23 protein-coding genes are annotated in these 26,990 nt (G+C 42.4%); 6 read left to right on the plus strand and 17 right to left on the minus strand.

The features are described 5' to 3' along the window. Positions 1-27 precede the first annotated feature (27 nt). Genes A4245_RS07025 through A4245_RS07040 form a run of 4 tightly spaced genes read right to left on the minus strand, consistent with a single transcriptional unit; the run spans position 28 to position 5,487 of the window. Positions 28-1,380, minus strand: coding sequence for an FAD-binding oxidoreductase (locus A4245_RS07025; protein ID WP_084268714.1), 1,353 nt, complete (start codon positions 1,378-1,380; stop codon positions 28-30). Positions 1,381-1,404: 24 nt separating this feature from the next. Further along, positions 1,405-2,778: a YjiH family protein gene (locus A4245_RS07030; protein WP_084268715.1), complete on the minus strand. Its 1,374-nt coding sequence runs from the start codon at positions 2,776-2,778 to the stop codon at positions 1,405-1,407. A gap of 58 nt (positions 2,779-2,836) precedes the next feature. Further along, positions 2,837-4,141, minus strand: coding sequence for an aspartate aminotransferase family protein (locus A4245_RS07035; RefSeq protein ID WP_067727004.1), 1,305 nt, complete (start codon positions 4,139-4,141; stop codon positions 2,837-2,839). A gap of 17 nt (positions 4,142-4,158) precedes the next feature. Next, entirely contained in the window at positions 4,159-5,487 is a 1,329-nt protein-coding gene (locus tag A4245_RS07040; protein WP_067727005.1) for a sigma 54-interacting transcriptional regulator, read from the minus strand. A gap of 338 nt (positions 5,488-5,825) precedes the next feature. Between A4245_RS07040 and A4245_RS07045 the strand changes: the two genes are divergently transcribed. The 3 genes from A4245_RS07045 to A4245_RS07055 all read left to right on the plus strand — a co-directional run bounded on the left by A4245_RS07045 (position 5,826) and on the right by A4245_RS07055 (position 9,319). Then, complete coding sequence (locus tag A4245_RS07045; protein WP_067727006.1) at positions 5,826-7,370, plus strand: ABC-F family ATP-binding cassette domain-containing protein; 1,545 nt, start codon at positions 5,826-5,828, stop codon at positions 7,368-7,370. A gap of 454 nt (positions 7,371-7,824) precedes the next feature. Next, positions 7,825-8,673 (plus strand): glycerophosphodiester phosphodiesterase, encoded by an 849-nt coding sequence (locus A4245_RS07050; protein ID WP_067727007.1) that lies wholly within the window; start codon positions 7,825-7,827, stop codon positions 8,671-8,673. 151 nt (positions 8,674-8,824) lie between these two features. Further along, complete coding sequence (locus A4245_RS07055; RefSeq protein ID WP_067727008.1) at positions 8,825-9,319, plus strand: L,D-transpeptidase family protein; 495 nt, start codon at positions 8,825-8,827, stop codon at positions 9,317-9,319. 86 nt (positions 9,320-9,405) lie between these two features. On the opposite strand, the gene A4245_RS07060 is transcribed toward A4245_RS07055, so the two are convergent. The 8 genes from A4245_RS07060 to nadC form a co-directional block, all read right to left on the minus strand. Next, positions 9,406-9,720, minus strand: a complete 315-nt coding sequence (locus A4245_RS07060) for a DUF3892 domain-containing protein (protein WP_067727009.1) — start codon at positions 9,718-9,720, stop codon at positions 9,406-9,408. A gap of 26 nt (positions 9,721-9,746) precedes the next feature. Beyond that, the gene (locus A4245_RS07065) at positions 9,747-9,950 is read right to left on the minus strand and encodes a hypothetical protein (RefSeq protein WP_067727010.1); all 204 of its coding nucleotides are present in this window, start codon (positions 9,948-9,950) and stop codon (positions 9,747-9,749) included. A 14-nt stretch (positions 9,951-9,964) separates the two neighbouring features. Next, complete coding sequence (gene splB / locus A4245_RS07070) at positions 9,965-10,993, minus strand: spore photoproduct lyase (protein ID WP_067727011.1); 1,029 nt, start codon at positions 10,991-10,993, stop codon at positions 9,965-9,967. Then, positions 10,986-11,258, minus strand: coding sequence for a transcriptional regulator SplA domain-containing protein (locus A4245_RS07075; RefSeq protein WP_084268716.1), 273 nt, complete (start codon positions 11,256-11,258; stop codon positions 10,986-10,988). The genes splB and A4245_RS07075 overlap by 8 nt, the downstream gene beginning before the upstream one ends. 218 nt (positions 11,259-11,476) lie before the next feature. After that, the gene (locus A4245_RS20335; protein ID WP_199860655.1) at positions 11,477-11,638 is read right to left on the minus strand and encodes a hypothetical protein; all 162 of its coding nucleotides are present in this window, start codon (positions 11,636-11,638) and stop codon (positions 11,477-11,479) included. A 308-nt stretch (positions 11,639-11,946) separates the two neighbouring features. Further along, entirely contained in the window at positions 11,947-13,884 is a 1,938-nt protein-coding gene (locus A4245_RS07080) for a TRAP transporter permease (RefSeq protein ID WP_067727012.1), read from the minus strand. A gap of 28 nt (positions 13,885-13,912) precedes the next feature. Next, positions 13,913-14,920 carry a TAXI family TRAP transporter solute-binding subunit gene (locus A4245_RS07085; RefSeq protein ID WP_067727013.1) on the minus strand — a complete coding sequence of 336 codons (1,008 nt, stop codon included), beginning with the start codon at positions 14,918-14,920 and terminating at the stop codon, positions 13,913-13,915. Between the two features lie 36 nt (positions 14,921-14,956). Next, positions 14,957-15,802, minus strand: coding sequence for a carboxylating nicotinate-nucleotide diphosphorylase (gene nadC, locus A4245_RS07090; RefSeq protein WP_067727014.1), 846 nt, complete (start codon positions 15,800-15,802; stop codon positions 14,957-14,959). A 332-nt stretch (positions 15,803-16,134) separates the two neighbouring features. On the opposite strand from nadC, the gene A4245_RS07095 reads away from it, so the two are divergent. Both A4245_RS07095 and A4245_RS07100 read left to right on the plus strand, forming a co-directional pair. After that, a complete protein-coding gene (locus tag A4245_RS07095; RefSeq protein ID WP_067727015.1) occupies positions 16,135-16,668 on the plus strand; it encodes a transcription repressor NadR in 534 nt (177 codons plus the stop codon). Positions 16,669-16,839: 171 nt separating this feature from the next. Then, positions 16,840-17,976 (plus strand): acyl-CoA dehydrogenase family protein, encoded by a 1,137-nt coding sequence (locus A4245_RS07100; protein ID WP_067727016.1) that lies wholly within the window; start codon positions 16,840-16,842, stop codon positions 17,974-17,976. 209 nt (positions 17,977-18,185) lie between these two features. On the opposite strand, the gene A4245_RS07105 is transcribed toward A4245_RS07100, so the two are convergent. The 5 genes from A4245_RS07105 to A4245_RS07125 form a co-directional block, all read right to left on the minus strand. Then, positions 18,186-18,440 (minus strand): hypothetical protein, encoded by a 255-nt coding sequence (locus A4245_RS07105; protein WP_199860656.1) that lies wholly within the window; start codon positions 18,438-18,440, stop codon positions 18,186-18,188. Between the two features lie 248 nt (positions 18,441-18,688). After that, a complete protein-coding gene (locus A4245_RS07110) occupies positions 18,689-19,633 on the minus strand; it encodes a 2-hydroxyacid dehydrogenase (RefSeq protein WP_067727017.1) in 945 nt (314 codons plus the stop codon). 143 nt (positions 19,634-19,776) lie between these two features. After that, positions 19,777-20,976 (minus strand): ornithine--oxo-acid transaminase, encoded by a 1,200-nt coding sequence (locus tag A4245_RS07115; protein ID WP_067727018.1) that lies wholly within the window; start codon positions 20,974-20,976, stop codon positions 19,777-19,779. A 220-nt stretch (positions 20,977-21,196) separates the two neighbouring features. Next, positions 21,197-21,751 carry an O-acetyl-ADP-ribose deacetylase gene (locus A4245_RS07120; RefSeq protein WP_067727019.1) on the minus strand — a complete coding sequence of 185 codons (555 nt, stop codon included), beginning with the start codon at positions 21,749-21,751 and terminating at the stop codon, positions 21,197-21,199. A 131-nt stretch (positions 21,752-21,882) separates the two neighbouring features. Beyond that, entirely contained in the window at positions 21,883-25,104 is a 3,222-nt protein-coding gene (locus A4245_RS07125) for a DEAD/DEAH box helicase (protein ID WP_067727020.1), read from the minus strand. A 216-nt stretch (positions 25,105-25,320) separates the two neighbouring features. Between A4245_RS07125 and A4245_RS07130 the strand changes: the two genes are divergently transcribed. Then, positions 25,321-26,898, plus strand: coding sequence for a peptide chain release factor 3 (locus A4245_RS07130; RefSeq protein WP_067727021.1), 1,578 nt, complete (start codon positions 25,321-25,323; stop codon positions 26,896-26,898). The last annotated feature ends 92 nt before the right edge of the window (positions 26,899-26,990 follow it).

The raw sequence follows: 26,990 nt of genomic DNA on the forward strand, positions 1-26,990 counted from the left end.
TGACTGGCACTGTTCGGTTTTTTTACTCTAAAATATTTTACCTGGATTCAAAATGCCGTTTGGATCATACATGTGCTTCGTTCTTTTCATTATCTCCAATGCAGCGCCGTGTTCAGCCTCCTGGAATTTCATCTTACCGAGTCCGACTCCGTGTTCTCCAGTGCATGTGCCACCAGCTTGAATGGCATACATAACGATGTCGTCATTCGTCTTATCCGCTATTTCAAACTCTCCATCAACACTTGGGTCATACATTATGCTCGTATGGAAATTTCCATCACCGACATGACCCCAAATCGCTCCATTCAGTCCACTTTTGTCCATTAGGTTTCGTGCATAGGTTACCATCTCCGGCATGCGTGAAATCGGCACACAGACATCACCACCGATTTCCTCGATTCCTTCCTGACAAGCAATGGCGTAGTTCAAATCTTTTCTTGCTTTCCAGATTTCATCTTTCTTTTTCTCATCATTTGCTGCTGTCCAATTTTCGCAACCAAGCTTATGCATCAATTCAGATGCAAGTGTAACTTCTTCTTCCACCGATTTCCTTGGACCGGCAAATTCAAAGAACAACGAGTGATTCACCGGAAAGTTTTCCCCACTATGTCGGTTGATCATCGAAATACTGGATGCATCAATCAGCTCCATCCGCAGAACAGGAATGCCAGCCTGCAATATAGTTTGTGCTGCTCTGGCGCAAAGTTCAATTGAATCAAACGTGCATCTGGCCATCATCGAATATTCCGGAATGCTATGCAATTTCAATGTAATTTCAGTAATAACCCCAAGCGTGCCCTCCGAACCGGTAAACAGTCCGGTTAAATTGTAGCCGGAAGAGGATTTTTTCGCCAGTGTACCGGTATGCATGATTGTTCCATCAGCCAATACTACTTCCAAATCAAGCAATTGGTCGCGCATCGCCCCATAACGTACAGCGGTTGTTCCGCTTGCGTTTGTCGCCACCATGCCACCGATCATTGCATCTGCTCCAGGATCAACCGAAAACATCAGCCCGTGATCATTTACCAGTTTGTTTAACTGCAGTCTTGTTACCCCTGCCTGAACCGTTATCCTCATATCTTCCGGAGAAAAATTCAATATTTTATTCATTCGTTCAAAATTTATTACGATTCCTTTTTGAACTGGAATTGCCTGTCCTTCCAGTCCTGATCCTGCACCAAATGGCGTGACAGGCACTTGGTAGTCCGAAGCAATTTTAAGAACCTCCACTACATCTTCCCTTGATTCAATAAAACACACCACATCAGGCAAAACTGCTGCATGGATCGATTCATCCCTGCTATGCCGAATTAAATCTGCTTCTTTTTGACTTATTTTTTCCTTGCCAAGTTTGTCAATGAGTTGTTGTAAATACAATGATAGCACCGCCTGCAAGTAAAATTAGTATATAATATGTGCGATTAAAGCAATGATTGGTAATGAAATGATCGTACGTTCCATAAATATGATCAATAAATGGCTGAATTTGATCGGAATTTTAGAGATAAGCAAAAGGGTCCCCATTTCCGTCAGATAGATGATCTGTACCAATGATAGGGCACCGATGACAAATCGAGTTATTTCTGCCTCAATTCCGGATGCCAGTACAGCCGGCAGGAACATATCAATAAATCCGATAATCGTTGCCGGTGCTGCTGCAGCTGCTTCCGGGATTTGCAGAAGGTTCAATACAGGAACCATCGGCTGTGAAATCCATTGGAAAACAGGTGTGAATTCGGCAATGATCAGTGCAATCGTACCAATTGCCATCACTTGTGGAAGCAAAACAAACACGATACTCAAGAAAATTTCCGAACCTTGTTTTAATTGGTCCATAAATGTACCGGCACGTTTTGCGCGCTTAACGGCCTGATTTACACCCCATTTGAACGCAGAGGTATTCTCAGGAATTTCCTCCTGGATCTGGCTTTTCTTGTAATACGTATCCGGTATTCTGGAAATCGGCGGGATTCTCGGAATGATAACCGCACTAATCACACCTGCAATAACGATCGTCAAATAAAAGATCGGAAACATATGGCCGACGTCAAGCATATTTGCGATTACAAGACAGAAAGGAAGCGATACGGTAGAGAAGCATGTCGCAATCGCTGCTGCTTCCCGTCCGGTATAAGACCCATCCTGATATTGCTCTCTCGTGATAACAACCCCGACATTAACATTACCAACCCATGATGCGAGCAAGTCAATGGCTGACCGGCCTGGCAATGTAAAAAGTGGCTTGATAACGCCACGAAGCAATGTTCCAACGAATTCCATTGCTCCAAAATTAATTAAATATGGCAGAAGGTAGGATGCAACGAAAAACCATATAATCAGGCTTGTCAGCAATCCGAACATTACTTGCCCAGTAATTTCCGAGTTAATGAATGTAAAACCGGTCTCGTGATAGGTCATTATCGCAAAAATGGTACCTAGCACACGCACAACCGTCCAAAATATAGAAACAAAAAAGAGAGATTTAAGGAATTCAGATTTCATCATAAAATTCGGCTTAACAATAATTGCAAAAAGCGTAAGAACGGTCGATATAACCATCGTGTATGTGATGATGGCAGGCAGCCAACCTGCTAACAGGTCAATAATATATTCGGTAATGATTCCAAGCGGAATGTTGAATGAATTTCCATCCATAATCGGGAAAAGAAAAATCATCACACCGAATAAGGAAGGAATAATAAACTTCATCAGATCTTTTGTCGTATAATTTTCATCAACAGCGTTCGCTTGTTTTTGGTTACTCTTACTAGCCACTTGGGGACCTCCTCGGGTTGTTAGATGGAGCAAGAGACATCCCTTGCTCCTTATTGTGTTAAATTGATGCCAGCACTTCTTCTAATACTTTTATGCCATCATCAATTTGTTCTTTTGTCACTGTGAGTGGTGGAATCATCCGAATTACTTCCCCTGCATTTCCGCATAAATAGAAAAGTACACCTTTTTCCAGACAGCCATCCAGCACTTTCATTACTGCTTCTCCGTCCGGCTCGCCTGTTTCCGTGTTTTGCAAGGCAAATCCAATCATCAATCCGACGCCACGCACATCGCGGATTACCGGGAACTTACTTTTCAGCTCCTCCAGACGGCTAACCGCATATTCCCCAACGTCACGGGAGTTCTCAAGCAGTTTTTCCTCTTTAATCACTTCGATTGATGCTCTTGCAGCTGCACAGGCGACAGGATTGCCACCAAATGTTGTTGCATGGGTTCCCATCGGCCACTGCTCCATTAACTCTTTGGAAGCGATCGTCACACCAAGCGGCATACCGGCTGCAATCCCTTTGGCAACTGCCATGATATCCGGAGTCACATCAAAGGTTTGAGCTGCGAACCAGTTTCCTGTACGGCCAAATCCTGTCTGTACTTCATCAAAAATAAGTAAAATACCGTGACGATCACAAATTTCACGAATTTTTTTCAGCCAGGACTTCGGTGGAATGATATATCCACCTTCCCCGAGTACCGGTTCGACAATCATGCAGGCCACTTCTTCCGGATCTACCTGGTGACGGAAAAGTTTTGCTGCTTCTTTTTCCAGTTTTTCCGCGAAAAATTCCTCCGGATCCGCACCTGCTGGACAATCTTCAGGATTTGTATATGGCAGCTGGTACGTTAACCATGATGGCTGCAGATGTTTACGGTATTTACTTTTTGATGTGGAAACACTTAAGGAACCTACTGTACGGCCGTGAAAGCCGCCAGTAAATGAAATGACATATGGACGCTTTGAAACATATTTTGCCAGTTTCAAAGCTCCTTCAATTGCCTCGGTTCCACTGTTACCGAAAAAGAAATTATCCAATTTTGGCGGAAGTATTTCCTGAAGCTCCTGGGCAAGTTTTAAGATGGATTCATAAATAATCACTCCGGATGGTCCGTGGATTAAATGATCTGTACTGTTTTTTATCGCCTCAACGACTTTTGGATGACGGTGTCCGACATTCTCCACCGCAATTCCGGATGTGAAGTCAAGATATTTTTTTCCGTCAGCACCGTAGTAATAGCATCCTTCCGCTTTTACTACCGGTAAATTTGGATGATCTTTTGCCATGCTTGGTGCAAGGTAATTCCCAATGGAGTCTACTAATTTTAGCCAATCCTGCTCTTTGTTGTTCATCGTGAATGCTCCTTTATTTACATTGAATATTTTTTCAGCTTGCGTACGACTGATGGCTGGCTGATTCCCAGTATTTTTGCCATCTCTGTTGTCGTCTTGCACTGTTTTTTTGCATGAATTAAAACTTTTTCTTCCACACTTTCTAAAATTGCAGTTAATGTCTTCCCTTCCATTTCTAACGGAACAAGCTCTGTTTCATCTTTTGATCGGTAATTCATCGGAAGGTCATCTATTGTTATGATGTCTGACTCGCTTTCGGCAACGAGCCTTTCCATTACATTTTTCACTTCATGGTGATTGCCTTTCCATTCAAGCGTCAGCAATTCCTGGAAAAGTTCGTTGGATAATGTGCGCTCCAGCTGAAACTCACCACAGTACTTTTCAACATAATTTAAAATAATGACGCTCAAATCTTCCGGTCTTTCCCTTAACGGTTTAATCGATATCGGAATTACATGGAGGTGGAAAAATAAGTCCTCCATAAATTGATTTGCAGCTACAAGCTTTTCCATGTTATTTTCCGTTGAGCTGATGATCCGGAAGTTATTTTTATTTTGACGAAGTGCTTTTAACAGGATATTTTGTGATGTCCTGGATAGTTCGTCGACACCTTGCAAGTATAATGTCCCTGATTGTGCGAGCTGAAAATAGCCTGCTTTTTCCAGGCCCTTCACATTGCTCCCAAGTAATTCACGCTCGAGAAGTGTTTCTGGAATCGCAGCACAATTCACTTCAATAAACGGACCTGTCTTCCAGGGTCCCTGCTTATGGACCAGTTTTGCCAATGTCGACTTTCCGACACCATTTTCGCCCTGCAGATGAACGGGAACTTTAAGGGGGGCAACTTTGTTAACCGATTTTAAAACATCCTTCATTGACTTACTCTCTGCGACGATTCCATCGAAGGTTAAACTTTTCTCGCGGAGTGTTTCCAGTTCTTCCTTCACCCGGAAAACTTCCCCTTCCAGTTCATTCAAATATTCCTGGAGCACGAGCAGTTCCGAGACATCGTAGGAATAACTGACAACAAATTCGACTTCGTGATGCTCATTAAAAAGTGGTACCCCAGTAATTAGGACTTTGCCACCATCCTGTTTTGTTTGAACGATGACAACTTTTTTCTTTTGGGCTTGGACCAGTGGTGTGATCGCTGGAGAGAATATTCCTTTTGCTTCCAAATCATATACGGACTTACCCAGTAGATCAGCTGCAGATAAGCCGTATTGCTTGCCACTTATATGTGTTGATTTAATGATTTTACCATCTCGATTTGTAACGATGATATCCTCGTCATATGAATCGATTATCTCTTCCTCCGCATTTGGAAGAAGGTAAAGATTATTCATCAAACCGCCCCTTTACCAACCGAAGTTATTCATATTTGAATAATTATACATTAATTAATAATAATTATACATACATGGATACAATCATGCAATAATTTTTTTAGGTGCCTGTCACTTCCCGAGTTTTGTCGAAAATTATACGGTGCATGTCCAAGCTCACTTGTCTATAATCCCCTCTAGCAACCTTCCACATTTTCCTCTATAATTAATACGGATGAAATTTAAAGTAGAAGTTACAAATTATATGATACGTATTGGATTCAGGCTGGATTCCCCCACCTTAACTCCTCAAAAATATAATGATAGATTTTCTTCACTTTCGCGGAGGTTTTAATCAAATGAGTTTACTTACAATCGATTCACTAAGCCACAGCTTTGGTGATCGGACGTTATTTAAAGATGTTTCTTTTCGCCTTGTAGCTGGAGAGCATGTTGGTCTGGTTGGCGCAAACGGGGTTGGAAAGTCGACCTTGATGAATATTTTGACGAAACAATTGATTCATGACGAGGGCAGAGTCGAATGGACACCTGGAACGGACTACGGCTACCTGGATCAGCACACCGTTCTTACAAAAGGCAAAACGATTCGTGATGTATTGCGAGATGCATTTTTGCCACTGTTTGAACAGGAGAGAAAACTGAATGAAGTAACAGAAAAGATGGGTACAGCAACTCCTGAAGAATTGGAGGAACTGCTTCATCAAATGGGAGTCATTCAGGATAAATTGGAAGCTGGCGGTTTTTATAACCTGGATATCAAAATCGAAGAGGCGGCACATGGCCTTGGGATTGACGCTATCGGCCTTGATAAGGATGTTTCCGCGCTGAGCGGTGGGCAACGTACAAAGGTTTTGCTTGCGAAGCTTTTGCTTGAGCAGCCGGAAGTTCTGTTACTTGATGAACCGACAAACTATTTGGATGTGGAGCACATCGCATGGCTTAGCAACTATCTGAAGGAGTACCCACATGCTTTCCTGCTGATTTCGCATGATACGGAATTTATGAATGGTGTTGTCGATGTCATTTTCCATCTTGAATTTTCCAAGCTCACTCGCTATACGGCATCCTATGAGAAATTTCTGGAGCTTGCCGAAATCAACAAAAATCAACACCTTCATGCATATGAGAAACAACAGGAATATATTAAAAAGCAGGAAGAGTTTATAGCTAAGAATAAAGCACGCTATTCAACCACTGGCCGTGCAAAAAGTCGTCAGAAGCAGCTTCAGCGGATGGAACGAATCGACCGCCCTGAAACGGCAATGAAACCGACATTTAATTTCAAAGAGTCCCGAGCCAGCAGCCGCTATGTTTTTGAAGCGGAAGAGCTTGAAATCGGCTATGACCGTCCCTTATTTCCTAAGCTGACTACTGAAATTGAACGTGGTGACCGAATTGCGGTCGTTGGAAGCAATGGAGTCGGAAAGTCGACATTATTGAAAACAATCCTTGGCAAAATCGATCCGCTAGGCGGGAAGCGCATGCTCGGTGATTTCCTCTTCCCTTCTTATTATGAACAGGAAGTACAGGCACCGAGTACAACGCCGATTGATGAGGTCTGGAATGCTTTTCCTCATTTGGATCAGGCGAAAGTCCGTGGCATTTTAGCGAAGGTCGGTTTGAAAAATGAGCATATTACTCGTCCGATGAAGCAATTAAGCGGTGGCGAGCAGGCTAAGGTCCGCTTATGCAAATTAATGCTGACTGAAAGCAACTGGCTTGTATTTGATGAACCTACGAACCATTTGGATGTTGTGGCAAAAGAGGAACTAAAGAGAGCTTTGAAGGAATACAAAGGTACGATCATTCTCGTCTGCCATGAACCGGAATTTTATGAAGACTGGGTAACGAAAATATGGAACGTAGAAGAATGGGCAACTTAATTCGGTGCCTGTCACTCCCCGGTTTTTGGTGAATTATGTCGAACGGGCGTATTGTTTCTTAATTGGATTTTTTGTGCTAATGAAAAAAGCAAATCTATCATTCATTGCATACATGATAGCGCAGTACCGTCCGGATCTGTGAGGCGCCCAAGTGTACAGATAACTCCCGGAAGCAGCTTAATTGCTAATCGTTCCCTAGAATTTAAAGGCTCTTCATTTCTATGAACACGTTAAAACTCTCATAGATTTTTCAATACTAGTTTTAGTGGGAGTGAAAAGGTATACGCTCGGCATTTCAGCCTGTTTCTATCTGCCACTCCCACATGAACCCTATACTTTAGCACCACGACAAATCTCGCTGTTTTTCTTACAGCTTCTTAATAGTCTATTCATTCCTGCTTCACATCTACTCCTTATACTAGAATTGACAATACGAAAAGGAGTGGTTGGAATTATGAAACGTTTTTTGTCCATTTTATGCACAGTAGGTATTGCAATGTCGGCACTCACTGTTCCGGCATTTGCCTCCGAAGGGGAAGTATCGATCCAGGAGCAGCAGCAGATGATCAATGTCGCCCACCGCGGTGCTTCAGGACATGCTCCTGAGAATACGATGTCTGCCTTCGAGAAGGGCTTCGAAATGAAGGCAGATTATATCGAGATTGATGTTCAGATGTCAAAGGACGGCGAACTAGTTCTCATCCATGATACAACGTTGGACCGTACGACGAACGGCACAGGATTTGTCAGTGACTATACATTGGAGGAAATCCGGGAATTGGATGCCGGCAGCTGGTTCAGTGAGGAATATACAGGAGAAAAGGTTCCTACCTTTGAAGAGGTATTGGATGCCTTTCGCGGAAAAACTGGTATATTGATTGAGCTAAAAGCACCTGAACTTTATCCTGGAATCGAAGAAAAAGTCGCTGTAGCATTAAAAGAACGCAATATGCATGGTGCGCAGAATAATAAAATTGTGATCCAATCCTTCAATCATGAATCGGTTAAAAAATCAAGAGAACTTTTACCAGAACTTCCGCATGCCGTGCTCGCCGGAATGAGCTGGGAAAATGTTACCGATGAACAGCTGGTGGAATTTGCGACTTACTCCGACTATTTCAATCCTAATATGAACATGGTAACAACCGAGCTTGTTGACCGTGTACATGATGCAGGAATGAAGATCTATCCATATACATCGAGATCGCCAGAGGAGGCTTACCACTTATTTTCGTTGAACGTTGATGGAATTATCAGTGACTTTCCGGAACATGTCTATTATCATCCCGTGAAAAATAACTAGTTTTATAGAATCAGCGATTGCTGGTGTCACAAGATTCGAGCTGATGAACCGAGGAGCAGTAACTTGCTCCTCTTTTTTTCAGGTCTTAATGGAAAATAAATCATGAACCTCTTATTTCCTACATAGAATGAAGATACGGAGGTGATCAAGAGTGATTCATACAGTAAAACCTGGTGAAACACTTACTCAAATTTCCAGAGATTACCGTACACCCCTCCCCGCAATCATAGGTGCGAATCCAGGGATTGATCCAAATATCATTTATCCCGGACAATCTATTATCATACCGGGGCTTCCATCGCCAGCTACTATTCCTTATCTGATTGATGTTTCCATAAACAATCGAACTCTAAGATTACTACGAGATGGTGTACTGCAAAAACAGTATCCAATTGCTGTTGGAAGAATACTGCACGGGACACCTGTTGGAGATTTTATCATTATCAATAAAGCACCCAATCCCGGTGGTCCATTTGGTACAATGTGGATGAGTTTATCAAAACAGCACTATGGCATTCATGGAACCAATGATCCTAGTTCGATTGGAAAAGCTGTATCAAGAGGCTGTATCCGCATGTATAATCAGGATGTAGAAGAATTGGCAGCCATTGTTCCGATTGGTACGAGGGTCACTATACATCCGTAATGATTGCGCCCTCCTTCAGCTAATTTGCAAAATTACCAATAGCCCCCAAAAATTACTTTCTGAGAGCTATTGACTATTCTTTTGCTTTAAAAAGTGGGTAACTGATCCAGGTTATTTTCTTTTACCCCATCCGGTTCGCTTCGGATAATATCTCTTCCATATTTATGAAAGACATCCACATGTGCAATGTTACCCGATTTTGCTTCGTCGAGAGCTGTCAAATAATCCAGCTCTCGCCCTGTGTTTGTTTTAAATGCAATCAGATCACCAGATTCATTTTTTCGGACTGCAACAATTTCTTCTTTTCCTTCTGCATGTTCCTGATCCGATTCCATAGCTGCCTTCTGTTCACTCTGTTGCCTGTATTCCTCATAAACTTCTTCAAAATCTTTTCGCTCCATTATTCTTCCCTCCAACTCTAGAATCCCTACCGCTCCTGATTCTGCTCGTTTTTCCTTCTGACATCTTCCACATTGGTATCACTGTAAATGGATGTACCATGCCCCCCAGTAGTTTTCGCGAGAAATTCTTTTGCTTCATTATAGGACATGCCTGAATTTTCATTTCGTTTTTTAACCTCGTCGATCTCCGTTCCTGCCGCTGAAAAATTACCGCCATTTTTTCCGCCCATCACGGCACCTCCTTTTAAGTAAAATACTCTATCTTCGCCTCCGGAAAATAGTCATGAATATAGCCGCCCAGTGTATCTTTTATATCTTCCTGCTCTTCATTTTGATAGACATATTTCCCGATTCCATACCTGCCCCATTTCCACTTACGCTTTGATTCGTCCAGTTCGAGTTTGGTCATTGGGTAGTTTTCCTGAATCACACGCTTTGCCGGCTTCGTAAAACGGTGCTGGATCATTTCAAAAGTAAGGTTATGCGTTGCAAAGTCAGGAAGTGCCGCCTCCAGCTTTTCGAACATTTCCTTATAACCCTCTTTCCAACCGTCGTGGATGTAAATCGGAGCGACGATAAATCCAAGTGGATACCCTGCTTCCGCTACTTTCACAGCTGCTTCGATACGCTCGTGAAGTCGAGATGTGCCAGGCTCGAAATATTTTATGATGTAATCATCATTAATGCTGAAGCGAAAGCGTGTCCGTCCGTTATGCTTTGCATCCAGCAGATGATCAATATGGGCAAACTTTGTTACAAAGCGCAACTGACCGAATTCAGATTCACCGAAGTATTCGATTGCTTTTTTCAACGTATGTGTCAAATGATCAACACCAACGATGTCAGATGTACAGGAAGCTTCAAATCGGGTCGGTTCAGGCGCTCGTTCCTGCATATACGCATCCGCCGCATCAAAAATCTCATCCACGTTTACATACGTACGAATATACGGTTTACTTCCCATTGTCGTCTGCAGATAACAATAATGGCAATGTCCCATACAGCCTGTTGCAAAGGGAATCGCATACTCTGCCGATGGTTTGGATGTATCGAATTTCAATGTTTTTCTTACTCCAACAACGAGCGTTGATTTGGCAGTGCGATATTTTTGGAAATGATTCTCTCCGGGAAGATTGCGAATTTGATTATGGGAGGTTGTTTCACGAATTTCTACACCCATACCTTCAAATTTTGTAACGAGCTCTTTACCTAGCTCATACTCCATTGCCCGTGGTTCCACGTATACGAGTTGCGGGACAAAAGGTCTAACCATAATAATTCCCGTCGCTAAAATGGATAATATTCGGAGTGCCAAAAGCTTCCTTATAGGCTTGCTCAGCCTCGGCTTCCGATTTAAAAATCGCATATTCGTCTGTCAGCGGATAGTAATTTTCATGTGCAAACAATGCCAGTTCATTCGGTTTATCCGGATTTTGCACTACTGCTGCCTGCTGTACCTGGGCCACATCCTGTGCATGTGGATTGCGTATGATCATATAGACTACTTCACCTGGTTGAAAAGTTTCATTTAACTCCAAAAGGCATACCTACTTTCAGTCATAGTTAGTTTATTTATCTCCTGTGGGAGGGAATTTTATGTATTCATTTATCGTTAATGCTAAGTCAGAAAGCTTGGATGTCACCAAGTCTTGAAGTGTCAGTCTTAGATGCACTGAGCAGGTTGTTAAGTTAATATTATCCTGCCTGCGTCAAGAAAAGGCCTATCCTAAATTCTTTAGGACAGGCCCTTCTCATGTCATTTCCGCTTCCTTTTATTTTGCTTATTATCCAAATTGAGAAACTCGCTCTCTTCTGCAAGCTCCGTGTCACCTTTTTTGTGTTTTGGTGTTGTATCGTATTTCAATACATTTCTTTGTCTGCCCTTATCTTTATTTCTATTCTTGTTTTCCTCAGACATATTACCAACCTCCTAAAGAAAATTCTTAGTCCTATTATGTCCCGGATTTTTATTCCTACTTATCCCGAATCGAAATAGCTGAAACGGTAAAACTATATATAAAAACAGGAGGTATTTTGGATGAGCAAAGGCAAAAAGAAAAAGAACAAGAATAAACAGGAACTGAATGACATGAAAGACGACAAAAAATACCCACGTAACCGCCCAAAATAACGAAGCAACAAATGCTGTTTCAACGAACCGATACAACATAAACAACCGCACCACCAAAACCGAACAGTGCCAGGCACTGTTCGGTTTTCGACATATTATGACATTATTCGGGGAGTGACAGCCACCTGCGTAGTTTTCCGTTTGTATTGCGAGATGAATACGATGGCGATGATGACCAGTCCGATTCCGCTTGTCAGCAGGCTGGCATACATGGATAGGGCCCCACTCGTAATTAGTAAAAATCGTTCCAGAAGCGTCGTCCTCGTTTTCAGCCAGCCAATTGCGCCAGCACCTAGAGCAATGACACCAATGACTGCAGTCAGAAACGCAAGGATGATCTTTACTGCTGAACCATTCATTAGCAATGCCGGCTCCAGAACAAACATAAACGGAACGACAAAACCGACAATACCTAGTTTAACAGCTTCCAACCCCACTCTATTCGGGTTGGTATCCGCGATCCCAGCAGCAGCATAGGAAGCAACAGCAACAGGCGGTGTGATTGCCGAAAAGATAGAAAAGTAAACAATAAATAAATGGGCAGCCATTACCGTCACACCCAATTCAATCAAAGCGGGTGCTGCGAGCATCGCAGTCAATATATACGCTGCCGCTACAGGCATGCCCATTCCGAGAATAATACAGATAAGCATAACCAGAATCAGTGTCGGAAAGATCATTCCATCTGTCAATCCAAGTACGATACTCGTCAGCTTGCCACCAAGACCAGTAGTCATGATCCCGGCTATAATCAGTCCTGCTGCAGCACTGGCTGCTGTTACAGGAATCGATGATTTTGCTCCATCAATCATGGAAGCTATAACTTTGCGCACTCCCATACGGGTTTCTTTACGGAACCAGCTAACAGCGACAACAGCAAGTATTCCGTAAAAACCCGTTCTGGAAGCACTTGATCCATGCATTAAGAAAAAGACTAGAACAATCATCGGGATAAAATAGAACCATCCTTCTCTCAGAACATCGGTTAATTTCGGTACATCCTCTTTCGAAGGGCGGGGTAAATTTAAGCGCATTGCCTCTAAGTGGACCATAGCAAGTAATGATACATAATAAAGAATACCCGGAATAAGGGCCGCAATGACGATGGAGCTGTAGGACATCTGGGTGACGGCAGCCATAAGAAAAGCGGATGACCCCATAATCGGCGGTAAGATACTTCCGCCTGTCGAGGCAGCTGCTTCTACTGCTGCAGCGATTGCCGGCGGATATCCCGACCTTTTGCTTACTGGGATCGTAAAGTTTCCAGTTGTAACGACATTTGCAGTCGGACTTCCTGAGATAGAGCCAAAGAAGGCACTTGTTAAAACTGCTACCTTGGCAGAACCTCCCCGCGTTCTCTCAGCAATTGCGGCAGACATTTTATAGAAAAATTCTCCTGCACCAGATTTTTGCAGGAAAGCACCGAATAACATAAACATAAATACAAATGTTGCAGCAACCGAGATCGGCGAACCCCACAATCCATTAAAACTGAATGCGAGCTCATCAATAAATTCAATTGTGGAAAACTCTCGATGACCTAACATTCCGTTAATATGATGTCCACCAAGTGTATAGCCCGCACCTATAAATACGATGATAATAATTGGAAAGCCAATTGTCCTACGTGCTGCCTCAATGGTTAAGAGCACAAATACGAGACCGATTAAAATATCAACTGTACTTAATGGATTCATAATCGGAATTCTCGTGGCGATTCGTTCTGCATGTATTGTAAAATAGATTCCTGCACAGATTGACAATCCAGCAAACACATAATCCACTGCACTTGGTGCATTGCTTTTGATGACATCTTTTTTGGAATAGCCATATAAGAGAAAAGTAAGTGCCAGAATAATCGAAAGATGGATCGCCATTTGATTAAGCGGATCCAATTTTCCCCATATCACAGACCAAATTTGGTATGCGGATAAAAGAAATGCAGTAGTGCCAACTATTTTTATATGATAACTTGATAGATTGCGTTTATACCCTTGGGCAAACCAGCTAGATAGAATTGTTCTGATGTCCACAATGCTATGACTCCTTTAGGGAAAAACCTTACTTCATCAATCCTTTTTCCCGGAAAAATTTTTCAGCGCCTGGATGCAGTGGAACATTGCCTACATCCATCATATTTTCTTCAGTCAGGTTTTCAAACTCCTGGTGTACGTTTCTGAGATAGTCGAAATTATCAAAGATTGATCTCGTAATCTCATAAACTTCATCCTCAGGGACATCTTTATGTGTAATGAGAATGGCCGGAGTACTGATCGTATCAATATCCTTTTCCATAAATGAATATGTTCCTGCTTTTATCATTCCAGATTCAACGCCCAGTTCCTCTCCCACTGACTGTATCGTTTGCTGATCAAGCGAAAGCATTTTCATGTCTGTTGCCGTTGCAGCCTCAATTATATCGCCGGAAGGAGCGGAGACCGCATCGCCAGTAACATCTAATCGGTTATCAGCCATCATTTCGAATGTTTTCGACCCCGATAGATAATCAACAGATCCACCCCACGAAATGATATCTTCATAGGTCACACCATATTCCTGAAAAATATTACGGGTTATTATTTCACCTGCAGAACCCTTTTGATCGACCGCCAATCGAATTGGTACCTGATGTTCAACGATTTCAGCAATGGAATCATACGGTTCACTTGCCCGAACGAGAAACTGATAGTAGTTGGACGGAATGATAACACTGACAGCCCGCAAATCCTCATAGGACTCTGTATAAGGCTCTTGCCCGGTGTATGCGGCATAAGTTGTCATTGCATACGATAACCCGTATGGGACTACGCCAGTACCGACAGTAGGTGGGTTTTCTACAATTCCACCTGGTTCCACTGTTATAGCGGCCCCATCATTTTCTCTTCGGATTGATTCTGCCACCCCTTCTGCAAATACCGACCATGCCCCACCGGTACGTCCACCGATGATTGTTGTGGTCAGTGCGTCTTGTGAATCAGTTGATGCATCGGATATAAAGTCACCACTTCCACATGCAGCCAACAATAAGAGTCCAATCGGAATAAAGAATATCAAATAACGTTTTTTCATCGAATTGCCCCCTGATCGATTGTCAGATAAATAGGTTTATTTTTTCTCTCCCTCTTTTACTTGCAGACTAATATCCAATGCCTTTACGGAATGTGTTAATGCCCCTAATGAAATATAATGGACCCCGGTATTTGCATAGGCTGCCAGATTGTCCAGTGTGATGCCACCTGAAGCTTCGGTAATAATGGATTCCGGAACCAGCGCGACAAACGCTTTTATTTCTTCAGGTGTTCGATTATCGAACATAATGACGTCTGCACCCGCTTGAACTGCCTCGAGAACTTCCTCTTTGTTTTCCGTTTCCACTTCGATTTTCACCATATGTCCGATTGCCGCACGTGCTTTTTCAACGGCTTTCGAGATTGATCCACAATAGGAAATATGGTTGTCCTTAATCATCACGCCATCATAAAGTCCATGCCGATGATTTTTTCCGCCACCAGTAGTGACAGCATATTTTTCCAGCATACGGAGCCCAGGAGTTGTTTTTCTCGTATCACAAATAGTTATATTAGGATCATTCAGTGTTTCAACGGCCTTACTTGTCATTGTCGCAATACCGCTCATTCGCTGCAGCAAATTCAGGATGACCCGTTCTCCAGTCAGCAGATGTCTGACTGGACCATACACTTCGGCAATTGTTTCTTGTTGATTTACCTTCTCTCCATCACTAAAGTGAAGTTTGACTTCCATTCGCGAGTCGAGCAGGTGATATGCCTCTTTGATGATGTCCAGACCGGAAAGCGTTCCAGCTTGTTTTGCAATGAACACACCTTTCCCGGTTTGATTCTCGGGGAAAATTCCTTCACTTGATATATCGTGATCACCGATGTCTTCCAATAGGAACGACTCGAGCATTTTTCGTAATTTTAATTTGTTCATAGTAGTGCTCCTTATAATTTAATAGATTTTTATATCTTTATTGTGAAATATTTCACAATAAAGATATAAAAATACGTAACGATTATGTAAACTAGGTAAGAATGTTTGATTTCCTACCATATTTCTATAAATCTATACTTGGCAGATCTGTTTAGTAATGTCATCTGTCTTGACATCTATATTTACATAGAATTAATATAATATCAAGTGATTAATTTTGAAATGTAAAGATTATGTAAATATGGAATTAGTTAATTTGATAGAAGACATTATGCTATGTTAAAAGGAGAATACATACATTCCAACTATTTCTACAAGGAGGTGGGTTACGTATGAAAACCGGGAAAAAAATGTCTTCTTCTAACAGACAGCAACTTATTATAGAAATGCTGAAAGGAGCAAAGAGGCCAATCAGTGGCAGTGATTTTGCCAGTAAAGCCAATGTATCAAGACAGGTAATCGTCCAGGATGTTTCCATTTTGAAAGCAAAAAATGAACCGATTATTGCAACCAGCCAAGGGTATCTCTATCTGAAGGATGAAAAGGATGATGTACTTGAGCGTACTGTAATCGCTTGTAAACATGAAGCTGAACAAACACTGAAAGAACTATACCTCATCGTCGATCACGGTGTCACCATTAAGGATGTGAAGGTGGAGCACGCTGTATACGGTGACTTGACCGCTTCCATCTGCGTCGGCAACCGAAAAGAAGCAGACCAATTTCTTGAAAAAATAAACGCTTCCGATACCTCCTACCTATCTTCTTTAACAGATGGCGTACATCTTCACACACTTGAAGCCGACTCCATGGACAAAATCGAAGCCGCCTGCCAAGACCTGAAAAAAGCAGGGATAATGATATAGGAGTGCCTGTCACTCCCCGAGTTTTGTCGAAATTTGTTGAATATAGGTGAGAAGCTGTCCAGATTGAAATTTTCTAATTTTAATGAAATAATAGATATATTATCTTTATTGGATTAATCAGGTTAATGAATGAAGCGTACTGTACACGAATCCATGGACTGGAGGTTGGCAATGAAATTATCAGATCTAAATACAATGCCAGAGAGAAAGGAATTGTTATCTCAAACAGTAGAGGCTTTTTCCCAACGCGCCATGCAGCATGATGAAAACGGCACGTTCCCTTTCGAAAATTTTGAGGACTTAAAAACAATCGGCTATCCGTCATTAACAGTCCCAAAAGAATATGGTGGTGGGGGAATCTCTTTATCCGAAATGCTTCACTATCAGGAAATTATCGGGAAAGCGGACGGTTCAACCGCACTTTCCATCGGTTGGCATATGGGACTCATGAAACACCTTGGAGAAAATAACACTTGGCAGAAGGAAATCTATGCAGAAGTAGCCCAAAATGTAGTCCATACAGGTGCATTATTGAACGCTGCTGCCTCTGAGCCTGCTACTGGAAGCCCGACCCGTGGGGGTAAGCCCGAAACTTACGCGAGGGAAGTTAGTGACGGCTGGATTATCAATGGAAGGAAAACCTTTACAACCCTCTCCCCTATTCTCGATTATTTTATTGTCAGTGCATCGATTGATGGAGAGGATCAGGTTGGAAATTTTCTGATCAAGCGTGAGCGTGCTGGCGTCAAAGTGGATGAAACATGGGATTCGATTGCAATGCGTGGCACTGGCAGTCATGATCTTGTGCTGGAAAATGTTCATCTGGACAAAGAGGACCTCGTCGAGCGTTTAACTTCCGGTAAAAAGAAACCTGCCGGCTGGCTGTTGCATATACCAGCATGCTATCTTGGAATTGCCAGCGCTGCCCAGGAGTATGCCAAACAGTTCGCAACAAGCTATTCACCAAACAGTATTCAGGGAACGATATCTGATTTGCCGAACGTAAAGCAAAAGCTTGGAGAAATCGAATTGAAGATGATAGAGTCAAGGTATTTTCTCTATGGAGTAGCTGAAAAATGGGACCAAATCGATGAGCAGACAAAGGATGCAATGGGACCCGAACTTGGAGCGGCAAAATTATCTGCAGTCAATAAGGCTGTCGAAGTGGTCGACTTAGCAATGCGTATCGTTGGGGCAAGAAGCCTTTCCGCCAAAAACCCGCTTCAGCGCTATTATCGTGATGTTCGGGCAGGCCTTCACAATCCCCCGATGGATGACATGACGATTATGCAGCTGGCAGGAAAATAATGGTGCCTGTCACTCCCCGAAATTTGTCGAATAGTGTTCTTTCATTTATCTCGAGGAAAGTGAGCAGCACTTTCACAATTGCATGCGTAAAACCAGGCTAGCGTTAGCCTGGTTTTTTTTATAGTTCCCTTCAATTAGAAGCGTGTATACTGTTAAGTAAGCAAAATAAATAGGAAGGGAAATGAAGCTCCCCGATCGACTGACTTTTTCTAATATCCGCCGTATCCATAACCAGGAGAAAAAGGATATATTGGATAATAAGGGTACGAATAGTAAGGATACGGGTAAAAATAAGGTGGGAAGAACGGAAAAAACGGTCTTGGTCTCGGCCGAGGTCTAGGATAAAAGGATGGAGCATAAGACGGCTGGAATAGCCTTTCCTCTTCTGGGCCTGCTTGATTAACTTCGGCAAACCCGTTTTGCAATGCGATAGGTTCTTCAGGATTAATCTCTTGATGGTTCAAAATACTAACCTCCATTATAAAAATATTTACTCTGTATCCTATTCAAAATTCAGCATATGGAGTAAGTCCAACCCTGTTTTATCGTTTTTTCAATTATCCTTCAAATCCAGCATTTTGTGTAGCCTAGCTTTGCGCGTAGTTTATTTTTGCACTTCCCCACATGGCTTCCATTATAATAACCTACAGGCATTTCGTCCCTGACATTTTTTTGGATATTCTTCAATAATTGCTAATTCACTGCATTCCATCTAGTTCACAAGATTCTTCAATTCCTTGCCAGCAGCAAACCTCTTAAGATTTTCAAAAGCCCCGTCTCCAATCCGCTCGATTGCTTCATACGTAGCGGCGCCGATATGTGGAGTGGCTATAACATTAGGCAATGTTGCCAGTTCGCTTGTCGTTGGTTCATCAATGAATACGTCAAGTCCTGCACCACTTATTTGGTTATTTTTTAACGCTTCTGTCAGCGCATCTTCATCAACTAACCCACCGCGGGAAATATTGATTAGAATTGCAGTGGATTTCATGAATCCCAATGTTTCCTTGTTAATCAATTTCCGGGTTTTTTCGTTGAGATTTGTACTGACAATAATGATATCTGATGTTGATAGAAGTTCTTCCAGCTCAACGAATCTTACATTTAATTTTTTTGCTGACTCATAATCTTTATGATTTCCAAAGGCATTTATTTCCATATTGAATCCATTGGCACGCCTTGCGATCGCTTTGCCAATATTTCCGAAACCGATGATTCCGATTCTCTTCTGAAAAATTTCATGGCCCATCGATAATTCCCAATGACCTGATTTTATTTCCTGATTTTTTTGTGTGATTTGACGTGCAGCACTGAGCATCAAACCGAATGCATGATCAGCGACTGCCTCCGAATTCTGACCTGGTACATTTGTAACTGGAATTCCTTTTTGCCGTGCATAGATATGGTCGATATTGTCGTAGCCTGAGCCAAATTTCATAATATATTTCAGATTCACAGCTGCATCAATAATTTCTTTATCGATTTTTACAACCGCTACGACAATGACATTAATATCTGCCACTTCTTTCTTTAATGCATCTTTTTCAATTCCCTGATCAGTTAAAAGAACTTTGACTTCCCCCAATGATCTTGCATCATCGAGAAATTTAGGATTTGCCTCAATAAAAGCATCACGCAGCATAAATAACATTTTCATATGGTTCTCCCCCAAACAATAAATTACCACTAATTAACGAAATTTTTTTATATGTATCGGTAATAGTTTACATGAAAATTTATAAACCGAACAGTGCCAGGCACTGTTCGGTTTTCGACAAATTTCGGGGAGTGACAGGCACTTTATTTAGAAAGGACTTTGGTAATTTTTTCGATTGCCCAGTCAAGTTCTTTTTCGGTAATAACCAGTGGCGGTGCAAAGCGGATTGTGTTTTCATGCGTTTCTTTGCACAGTACGCCTTCTTTTTTCAATTGCTCACAGTACGCACGAACGGGTCTGTCGAACTCAACGCCAATAAACAGGCCACGTGCACGGATTTCTATTAATCCCGGGTTATCAATGGAACGTAATGCTTTTGCAAAGTATTCACCCATATCGAGTGATTTTTGCACTAATTTTTCTTCTTCAATCACTTCAATCGCTGCAAGGGATACGGCACATGCTAAAGGATTTCCTCCAAAAGTGGAACCGTGTGAACCTGGGGTGAATACATCCATGATATCTTTATTGGCTGCAATGGCAGATACCGGAAAAACACCGCCGCCTAATGCTTTACCCATTACATAGATGTCAGGTACAACGTTTTCCCATTCACAGGCAAACATTTTTCCAGTACGTGCAAAACCTGTTTGCACCTCATCTGCGATAAACAGTACATTATTTTCCGAACAGATTTCACGGACAGCTTTTAAGTAGCCTTCAGGTGGGATGATAATACCTGCTTCCCCTTGAATTGGCTCCACTATAACAGCAGCCGTGTTAGGTGTAATTGCCTCACGGATTGCATCTGCATTGCCGAACGCAACCTTTTTGATGCCTGGCACGAATGGTCCGTAATGTTTGGTTGCCCCAGGGTCATCAGATAGGGAAATCGAATTGATGGAACGACCGTGGAAATTTCCTTTTGCAGCAATAATTTCCGCTTTATTGTCTGCAACACCCTTTACTTCATATGCCCAGCGTCGAGCTGCTTTAATCGCTGTTTCAACAGCCTCCACGCCCGTATTCATTGGCAGAACTTTATCTTTTGCGGTAAGTTCGGCCACTCGCTTCGTCCAAGGTCCAAGCAATTCATTATGGAAGGCACGTGATGTCAATGTTACTTTGTCTGCCTGATCTTTCAACGCTCCGATAATTTTCGGATGACGATGTCCCTGATTCAAGGCAGAATAGGCACTTAACATATCCATATATTGATTACCTTCAGGGTCTTTCACCCATACACCTTCCGCTTCAGCAATTACGATTGGAAGCGGATGGTAGTTATGTGCTCCATAATAATCGGTTTGTTCGATAATTTCGTTTGAGCTTGTAGTTGTCATACAGCATTCCTCCTTGAAATGTCATTAATGAATCAATATGAACGATATATATATCCAGTATACTACATTTCAAATGACGTTTGGTGCCCGTTCGGTGCCTGTCACTCCCCGGTTTTTGGCGGAATTTGTCGAAAGTTTTGTTGTGAACAAAAAAACCTTCTCCAGTTTCATTTGAAACCATTAGAAAAGGTTAATTTATTTCACTCTTTTTCAAGTGAAATTATTCTTCCAATATTATTTTCAAAGCCTCTCTATATACCTCATAATCCCTTTCGGAAAACAGTGTCAGAACAACATCTCCGAATTCATTGCTTTCCAGATAGTTTACGATAGTCTGCAGAGCTGTCTCCGAGGCCTGATCAATCGGGTAGCGATATACTCCTGTTGAAATGGAAGGAAAGGAAATGCTGTTGATTTTCTTTACTTTGGCAAGTTCTAACGCATTTCGATAACAATTGGCAAGCAGTTCTTCTTCGGTATCAGGATTCTCCTGCCACACAGGTCCGACTGTATGAATGACATATTCAGCCGGGAGATTGTAGCCAGAAGTGATGACTACCTCACCTGTTGGCAGTTCTTCCCCTTTCAATTCTTCCTGGCGAATTTTTTTACATTCCTCAACCAATTCTTCTCCAGCAGCACGATGGATTGCACCATCAACTCCGCCACCACCAAGGAGAGTTCCATTTGCAGCGTTGACAATAGCCTTTGTCTTTTGTTTTGTTATATCACCGATCATCAATTCGAGCGAGTTGCCATTTATATCGACTTTCATTTGATTTGCCTCCTTTCAAGAAATTTAACCGCCTAAAACAGAAAATGTCTCTATTGAATACATATAACCGATATTAAACCAGAATAAACCGAACAGCACTCACCACTGTTCGGTTTTCGACATTTTTCGAGCTATTTCGGGAAGTGACAGGCACCCAACAAATCGCGGATGTCTTCTTCTGTGAGGGTGGTGGCTGTTTTGTCCTCCGGGTCGATGATTTCTTCGATCAGATGGCGTTTCTTTTCCTGCAGCTCATTCATCTTTTCCTCGATGGTCCCCTTGGAAAGAAGTTTAATGACCTGGACGGTATTTTGTTGCCCAATTCGGTGTGCCCGGTCTGCTGCCTGCTCCTCGACAGCAGGATTCCACCATAAGTCATATAAAATTACCGTATCGGCTCCCGTCAGATTAAGCCCGGTCCCTCCTGCTTTCAATGAAATCAGAAAGATATCCCTTTCTCCCTCATTAAATCGGTTGCACGTCTCAACTCGCTGTGCTGAGGGAGTTTGCCCGTCCAGATAAAAGAATGACCTTCCCTGAGCCGTCAGTTCCCTGCCTATGATTCCAAGCATCTTTGTAAACTGCGAAAACACAAGTACCCTCCGTCCCGAAAGTCTGGCTTCTTCCAATATTCGCAGCAGCTGATCAAATTTAGCGGATTTCCCTTCATAACCATCCACAAACAATGCGGGATGACAGCAGATCTGCCGTAGTCTGGTGAGCCCTGCGAGAATTCTGATCCGGTTTTTTCGAATGGTGTTTTTATCCAGATGCTTAAGCGTTTTATGACGCAGCTTGGCCAGGTACGCAGCATATAATGTCTTCTGCTCCGGCAGCAGATCTGCATATTCCGTATACTCTATTTTTTCAAGAAGCTCCCCTATGACATCTTCCTTCACACGACGCAGCAGGAACGGACGAATCCGTCGAGCTATTTTTCCCCTCGTTAAGTTACTGTATTCTTTCAGTCCGCCGAATAGTTCCGGAAAAACAATATGGAAAATCGACCATAATTCTTCCGGCGTATTTTCCACCGGTGTACCAGTCATGGCAAAACGATGGTCTGCCTGTACTTTTTTAACGGCTCTTGCCGTTTGTGTTGCAGGATTTTTGAATGCCTGTGCCTCATCGAAAAATACCGTATGGAAATTTTGTTTCGCAAACCAGTCGATATCACTGCGCAACAATGGATACGAAGTGATCAGTACATCTGTCTCCGATAGATCCTGCTGCAGTTTTTTCCTTGCCGTACGATTACCATCGATCACAATGGCCTGAACCTCAGGTGCAAACTTCATGAGTTCATTCAGCCAGTTGTATGTAACCGATGAAGGACATACAATCAGCACAGGCAGGCTATTCGACCGGATCTCCTGAAGCTCGGAAACAATATACGTTATACTTTGCAACGTTTTTCCAAGCCCCATATCGTCCGCTAAAATACCGCCAAACCCATAGTTTGCCAGAGTTTTCATCCAGCGGTACCCCTGTTTCTGATAATCCCTTAGCACAGTATCCAAATTTGGAGGTACGTGAAACGCCAACTGATCAGGATTAAGAAGCCCTTCCAAAAACTCCCGGAAAGACTCTTCCAAAGAAAACGTCTCCTTTTCAGCTGACATATCTATCAGCTGCAGCCCCTTCGTCAATGGAACATTCAACCCTTGTGCCAAATCATCCTCCTGTACCGGTACAGCAAGGAGAAAGCGCTGTATTTCCTCCATTTCTCTTGTTTCCAATGACATCAGAGAACCATTCTTCAAACGGTAATACTTACGTTTTTCCTCCATCGCCTCGAGTAAATTACGGATTTCCTTTTCCGGAAAGCCTTCCATTTCAAATTTAAATTCCAGCCAGTTTGTACGCTCCCGCTGATGCTTCACCCTGATTTTTGGGCGTGACGGGGGTTTAAGAATCCTGTTTCTCACGGCCGTTGTTGCGTAGATCTGTACAAGATGTTGAAGTTTGGGCAGTATATGATATAAAAAGTTATACTCAAGTTCTTCATTTTGAAAAAAGTAACCATTATCCGTCTTGGCAAATGAACTTTCTTCCATTAACCCGAGAATTTCATGTTCTTTTTCTTCGTCACGAATAATCATCCTGCCTGTTCGTAACCCTCTATCTTCCAAAGGGTTAATCACAATCGTTTCATATTGGAACTCCAGTCCGGCGAGCAAGCGATTTTTTATTCTGTCAAGATAAAGCTTTGCCGTGAGCGGTGTCGTTTCAAATTGCTTCCTGACCGCACCGGAATATTGAACCTTCCCCATCTTTCTTAACCCAGGCACGATTTTTTCCAGAAAGAAATTCATTTGTTCTGCCGGAATGGGGATTTGATTGGCCCCTGATTTGGACAACATCTGCTTTAATTCAAAAAGACGCTGATTTTCCTCCTCTTTCAAAACCCATAATTTACCGTTAAATAAAGCGGATCGGTAATTATGCAGTAAAACAAGTGAATCCATGCCTGCAACTTGCAGCAAATAGCCTTTCTTTTCTCCCTTGAAAAAATGAAATTCTAATGGAAGGCTCTCATCGACTACCTGCAGGCCTTCATATGTATTGCCATCATACTGCAATTTTACATTTGGCGCTTTGGTGAGCAATGGCTCAAGTCTCGTCCATGCAGAGGGAGGTATCAGTAATAACGCTCCGCCAGGGTCGTCTCCATACCTGTCCTCGGTCAAAAATCGACTCGTTTTTTCATCATGTACCACTTGAATCAGCTGCCGGATTATCGCATCTGCTTCGTTCGTAAAGCAATGAAATAGTGGGTTGTAGCTGAACGAAGCAAATACCTTACTCTGCAACCCATGCTCCACATCATGTAAAAATTCCCGGATATGCGGAACTTCCGACGACCCAATGCTTATTTCCATACCAAGTAAATAATCATCAGTTACCTTTACAGTCTTGCATAAAAACTGTATGTCCAGTATGCTTCTTTGTTCAAAATGCTGTTGATGCCCGCTCCTGCTTACATGCTTATCGGTAAACAGCTCAAACAGTCCTTGTGTCAGTTTATCACCTGGTACTGACTCAGTTGAAGCATCGAGTGTCTTTCCATGCCGCTGCTTGGCCTGTATCGCAAGTAAAACCGCCCCAATGTGCTGACAGTCTTTGGAAAAGGAGGCAAGTGATGGACAGCTGCAGGCAGCGCGAAAAGAACCATCGATATCCTTTTCAATCGTAACCTTAAAATCCTCAGCAGCAGATACGGTTGCCTTGACTTGATTTGTGTCATATATTTCAAAGGATACTTTATCATTGCGAAAAAAAGCCTCCCCTCTTTTGAAGGAGACCGCCCCACATCTGTCCATGATGATTTTCTGATTGAGTTTGATATTCAATGGAGTTGCTCCTTTCTTAGGGGAATTTATTTACAGAAACCATTTAATTTTTATCGAAAAATATATTCCACTATAGTATAGTATTAGTGGTGCAGTTATATTATAGCAAAGGATATGCATGAATTGCTAAAGGAGCGTCAATCAAATGTAAGATGAAAATCCCAAATTTATTGAAGCACACTTGTTATAGAAACTACAGGATAGAAGGGATTTTTTATGACGATACAAGAAGAAGTACAGAAACGAAAAACATTTGCGATCATTTCGCATCCGGATGCCGGGAAAACGACAATGACAGAGAAGCTGTTACTGTACGGAAATCTGATCCGCTCGGCAGGAACGGTAAAGGGAAAAAAATCAGGCAAGTTTGCGACATCGGATTGGATGGAAATCGAAAAACAACGTGGAATTTCCGTTACATCCAGTGTGATGAATTTCCCTTATGATGGACACTATGTCAATATCCTTGATACGCCAGGGCATGAAGACTTCAGTGAAGATACGTACCGCACGCTTACTGCAGTGGACAGTGTGGTTATGATCATTGATTCCACCAAAGGGATTGAAGCACAGACATTGAAGCTTTTCAAAGTGTGCCGCATGCGGGGGATTCCGATTTTTACATTCATCAACAAATTGGACCGTGAAGGTAAGGAGCCGCTTGAGTTGCTTGAGGAAATTGAACAGGTGCTTGACATTGAAACCTATCCAATGAACTGGCCTGCCGGTATGGGTAAAGGATTCCTTGGAATTTTCGACCGTTACGGAAACCAATTTGTCAAACATAATGCAGGCGAAGCAGAAACGTATATTCCGAATGATGAACTGGAACGTCCTGAGCATCAGGATCTTGTTACACACCCAACTTATGAAGCTGCAAAAGATGAGCTTGAACTGGTTGAAGAAGCTGGCGATCAATTTTCACTGCAATCTGTTTTGGATGGTGAGCAAACACCGGTATTTTTCGGCAGTGCCCTTGCGCCATTCGGTGTTCAGCTGTTTTTTGACACATTTATCAATATGGCACCAACACCGACACCAAGAAAATCCACAGAAGGACTTATTCAGCCGGACAATCCCGATTTCTCTGGATTTATCTTTAAAATCCAGGCGAATATGAATCCTGCTCACCGGGACCGTGTTGCCTTTTTACGTGTCTGTTCCGGAAAATTCGAACGTGGCATGAGCGTAAAATTGCCCCGCACCGGTAAAGTATTCAAGCTTTCCCAGTCACAGCAAATGGTTGCATCTACAAGAGAAACAATTGATGAAGCATATGCCGGTGACATTATCGGAGTTTATGATCCGAATGCATATCAGATTGGTGATACGCTGATGGAAGGCAAGGAGAAGTTCGAGTATGATGAACTTCCACAATTCCCGCCGGAAGTGTTCAAAAAAGTAACGGCGAAAAACGTTCTGAAATCGAAGCAGTTCCGTAAAGGGATTGAGCAGCTTGTACAGGAAGGTGCCATCCAATTATTCCGTGACAAACTGACAGATTCATTTATTTTGGGTGCGGTTGGTGAGCTTCAATATGATGTTTTTAAATACCGCATGCAAAATGAGTACAATGCAGAAGTAATGTTCGAACCAATTGGTGAACGTATTCCGCGCTGGTTAAAAGATGATCAGGTTGATGAATCTCTATTTGATGGCGGAAATCTTCTATGCACAGACCGGGATGGCAATCCTCTCGTCCTGTTCCGAAATGAATTTGCCCTGAACTGGTTCAAAGACAAAAATCCGAAAATAGAACTGATTGACCTATTTGAAGTGAACGAATACCGCTAGCAAAAGCGAGTACCGGTCTACTCCCTTCCGGTAAAATAAATCATATTAAATCGTGTAACCCACTCTGGTTGCACGATTTTTTTAAACGCTTC

The sequence above is a fragment of the Oceanobacillus damuensis genome (assembly GCF_001618145.1).
Lineage (GTDB): Bacteria > Bacillota > Bacilli > Bacillales > Amphibacillaceae > Oceanobacillus > Oceanobacillus damuensis.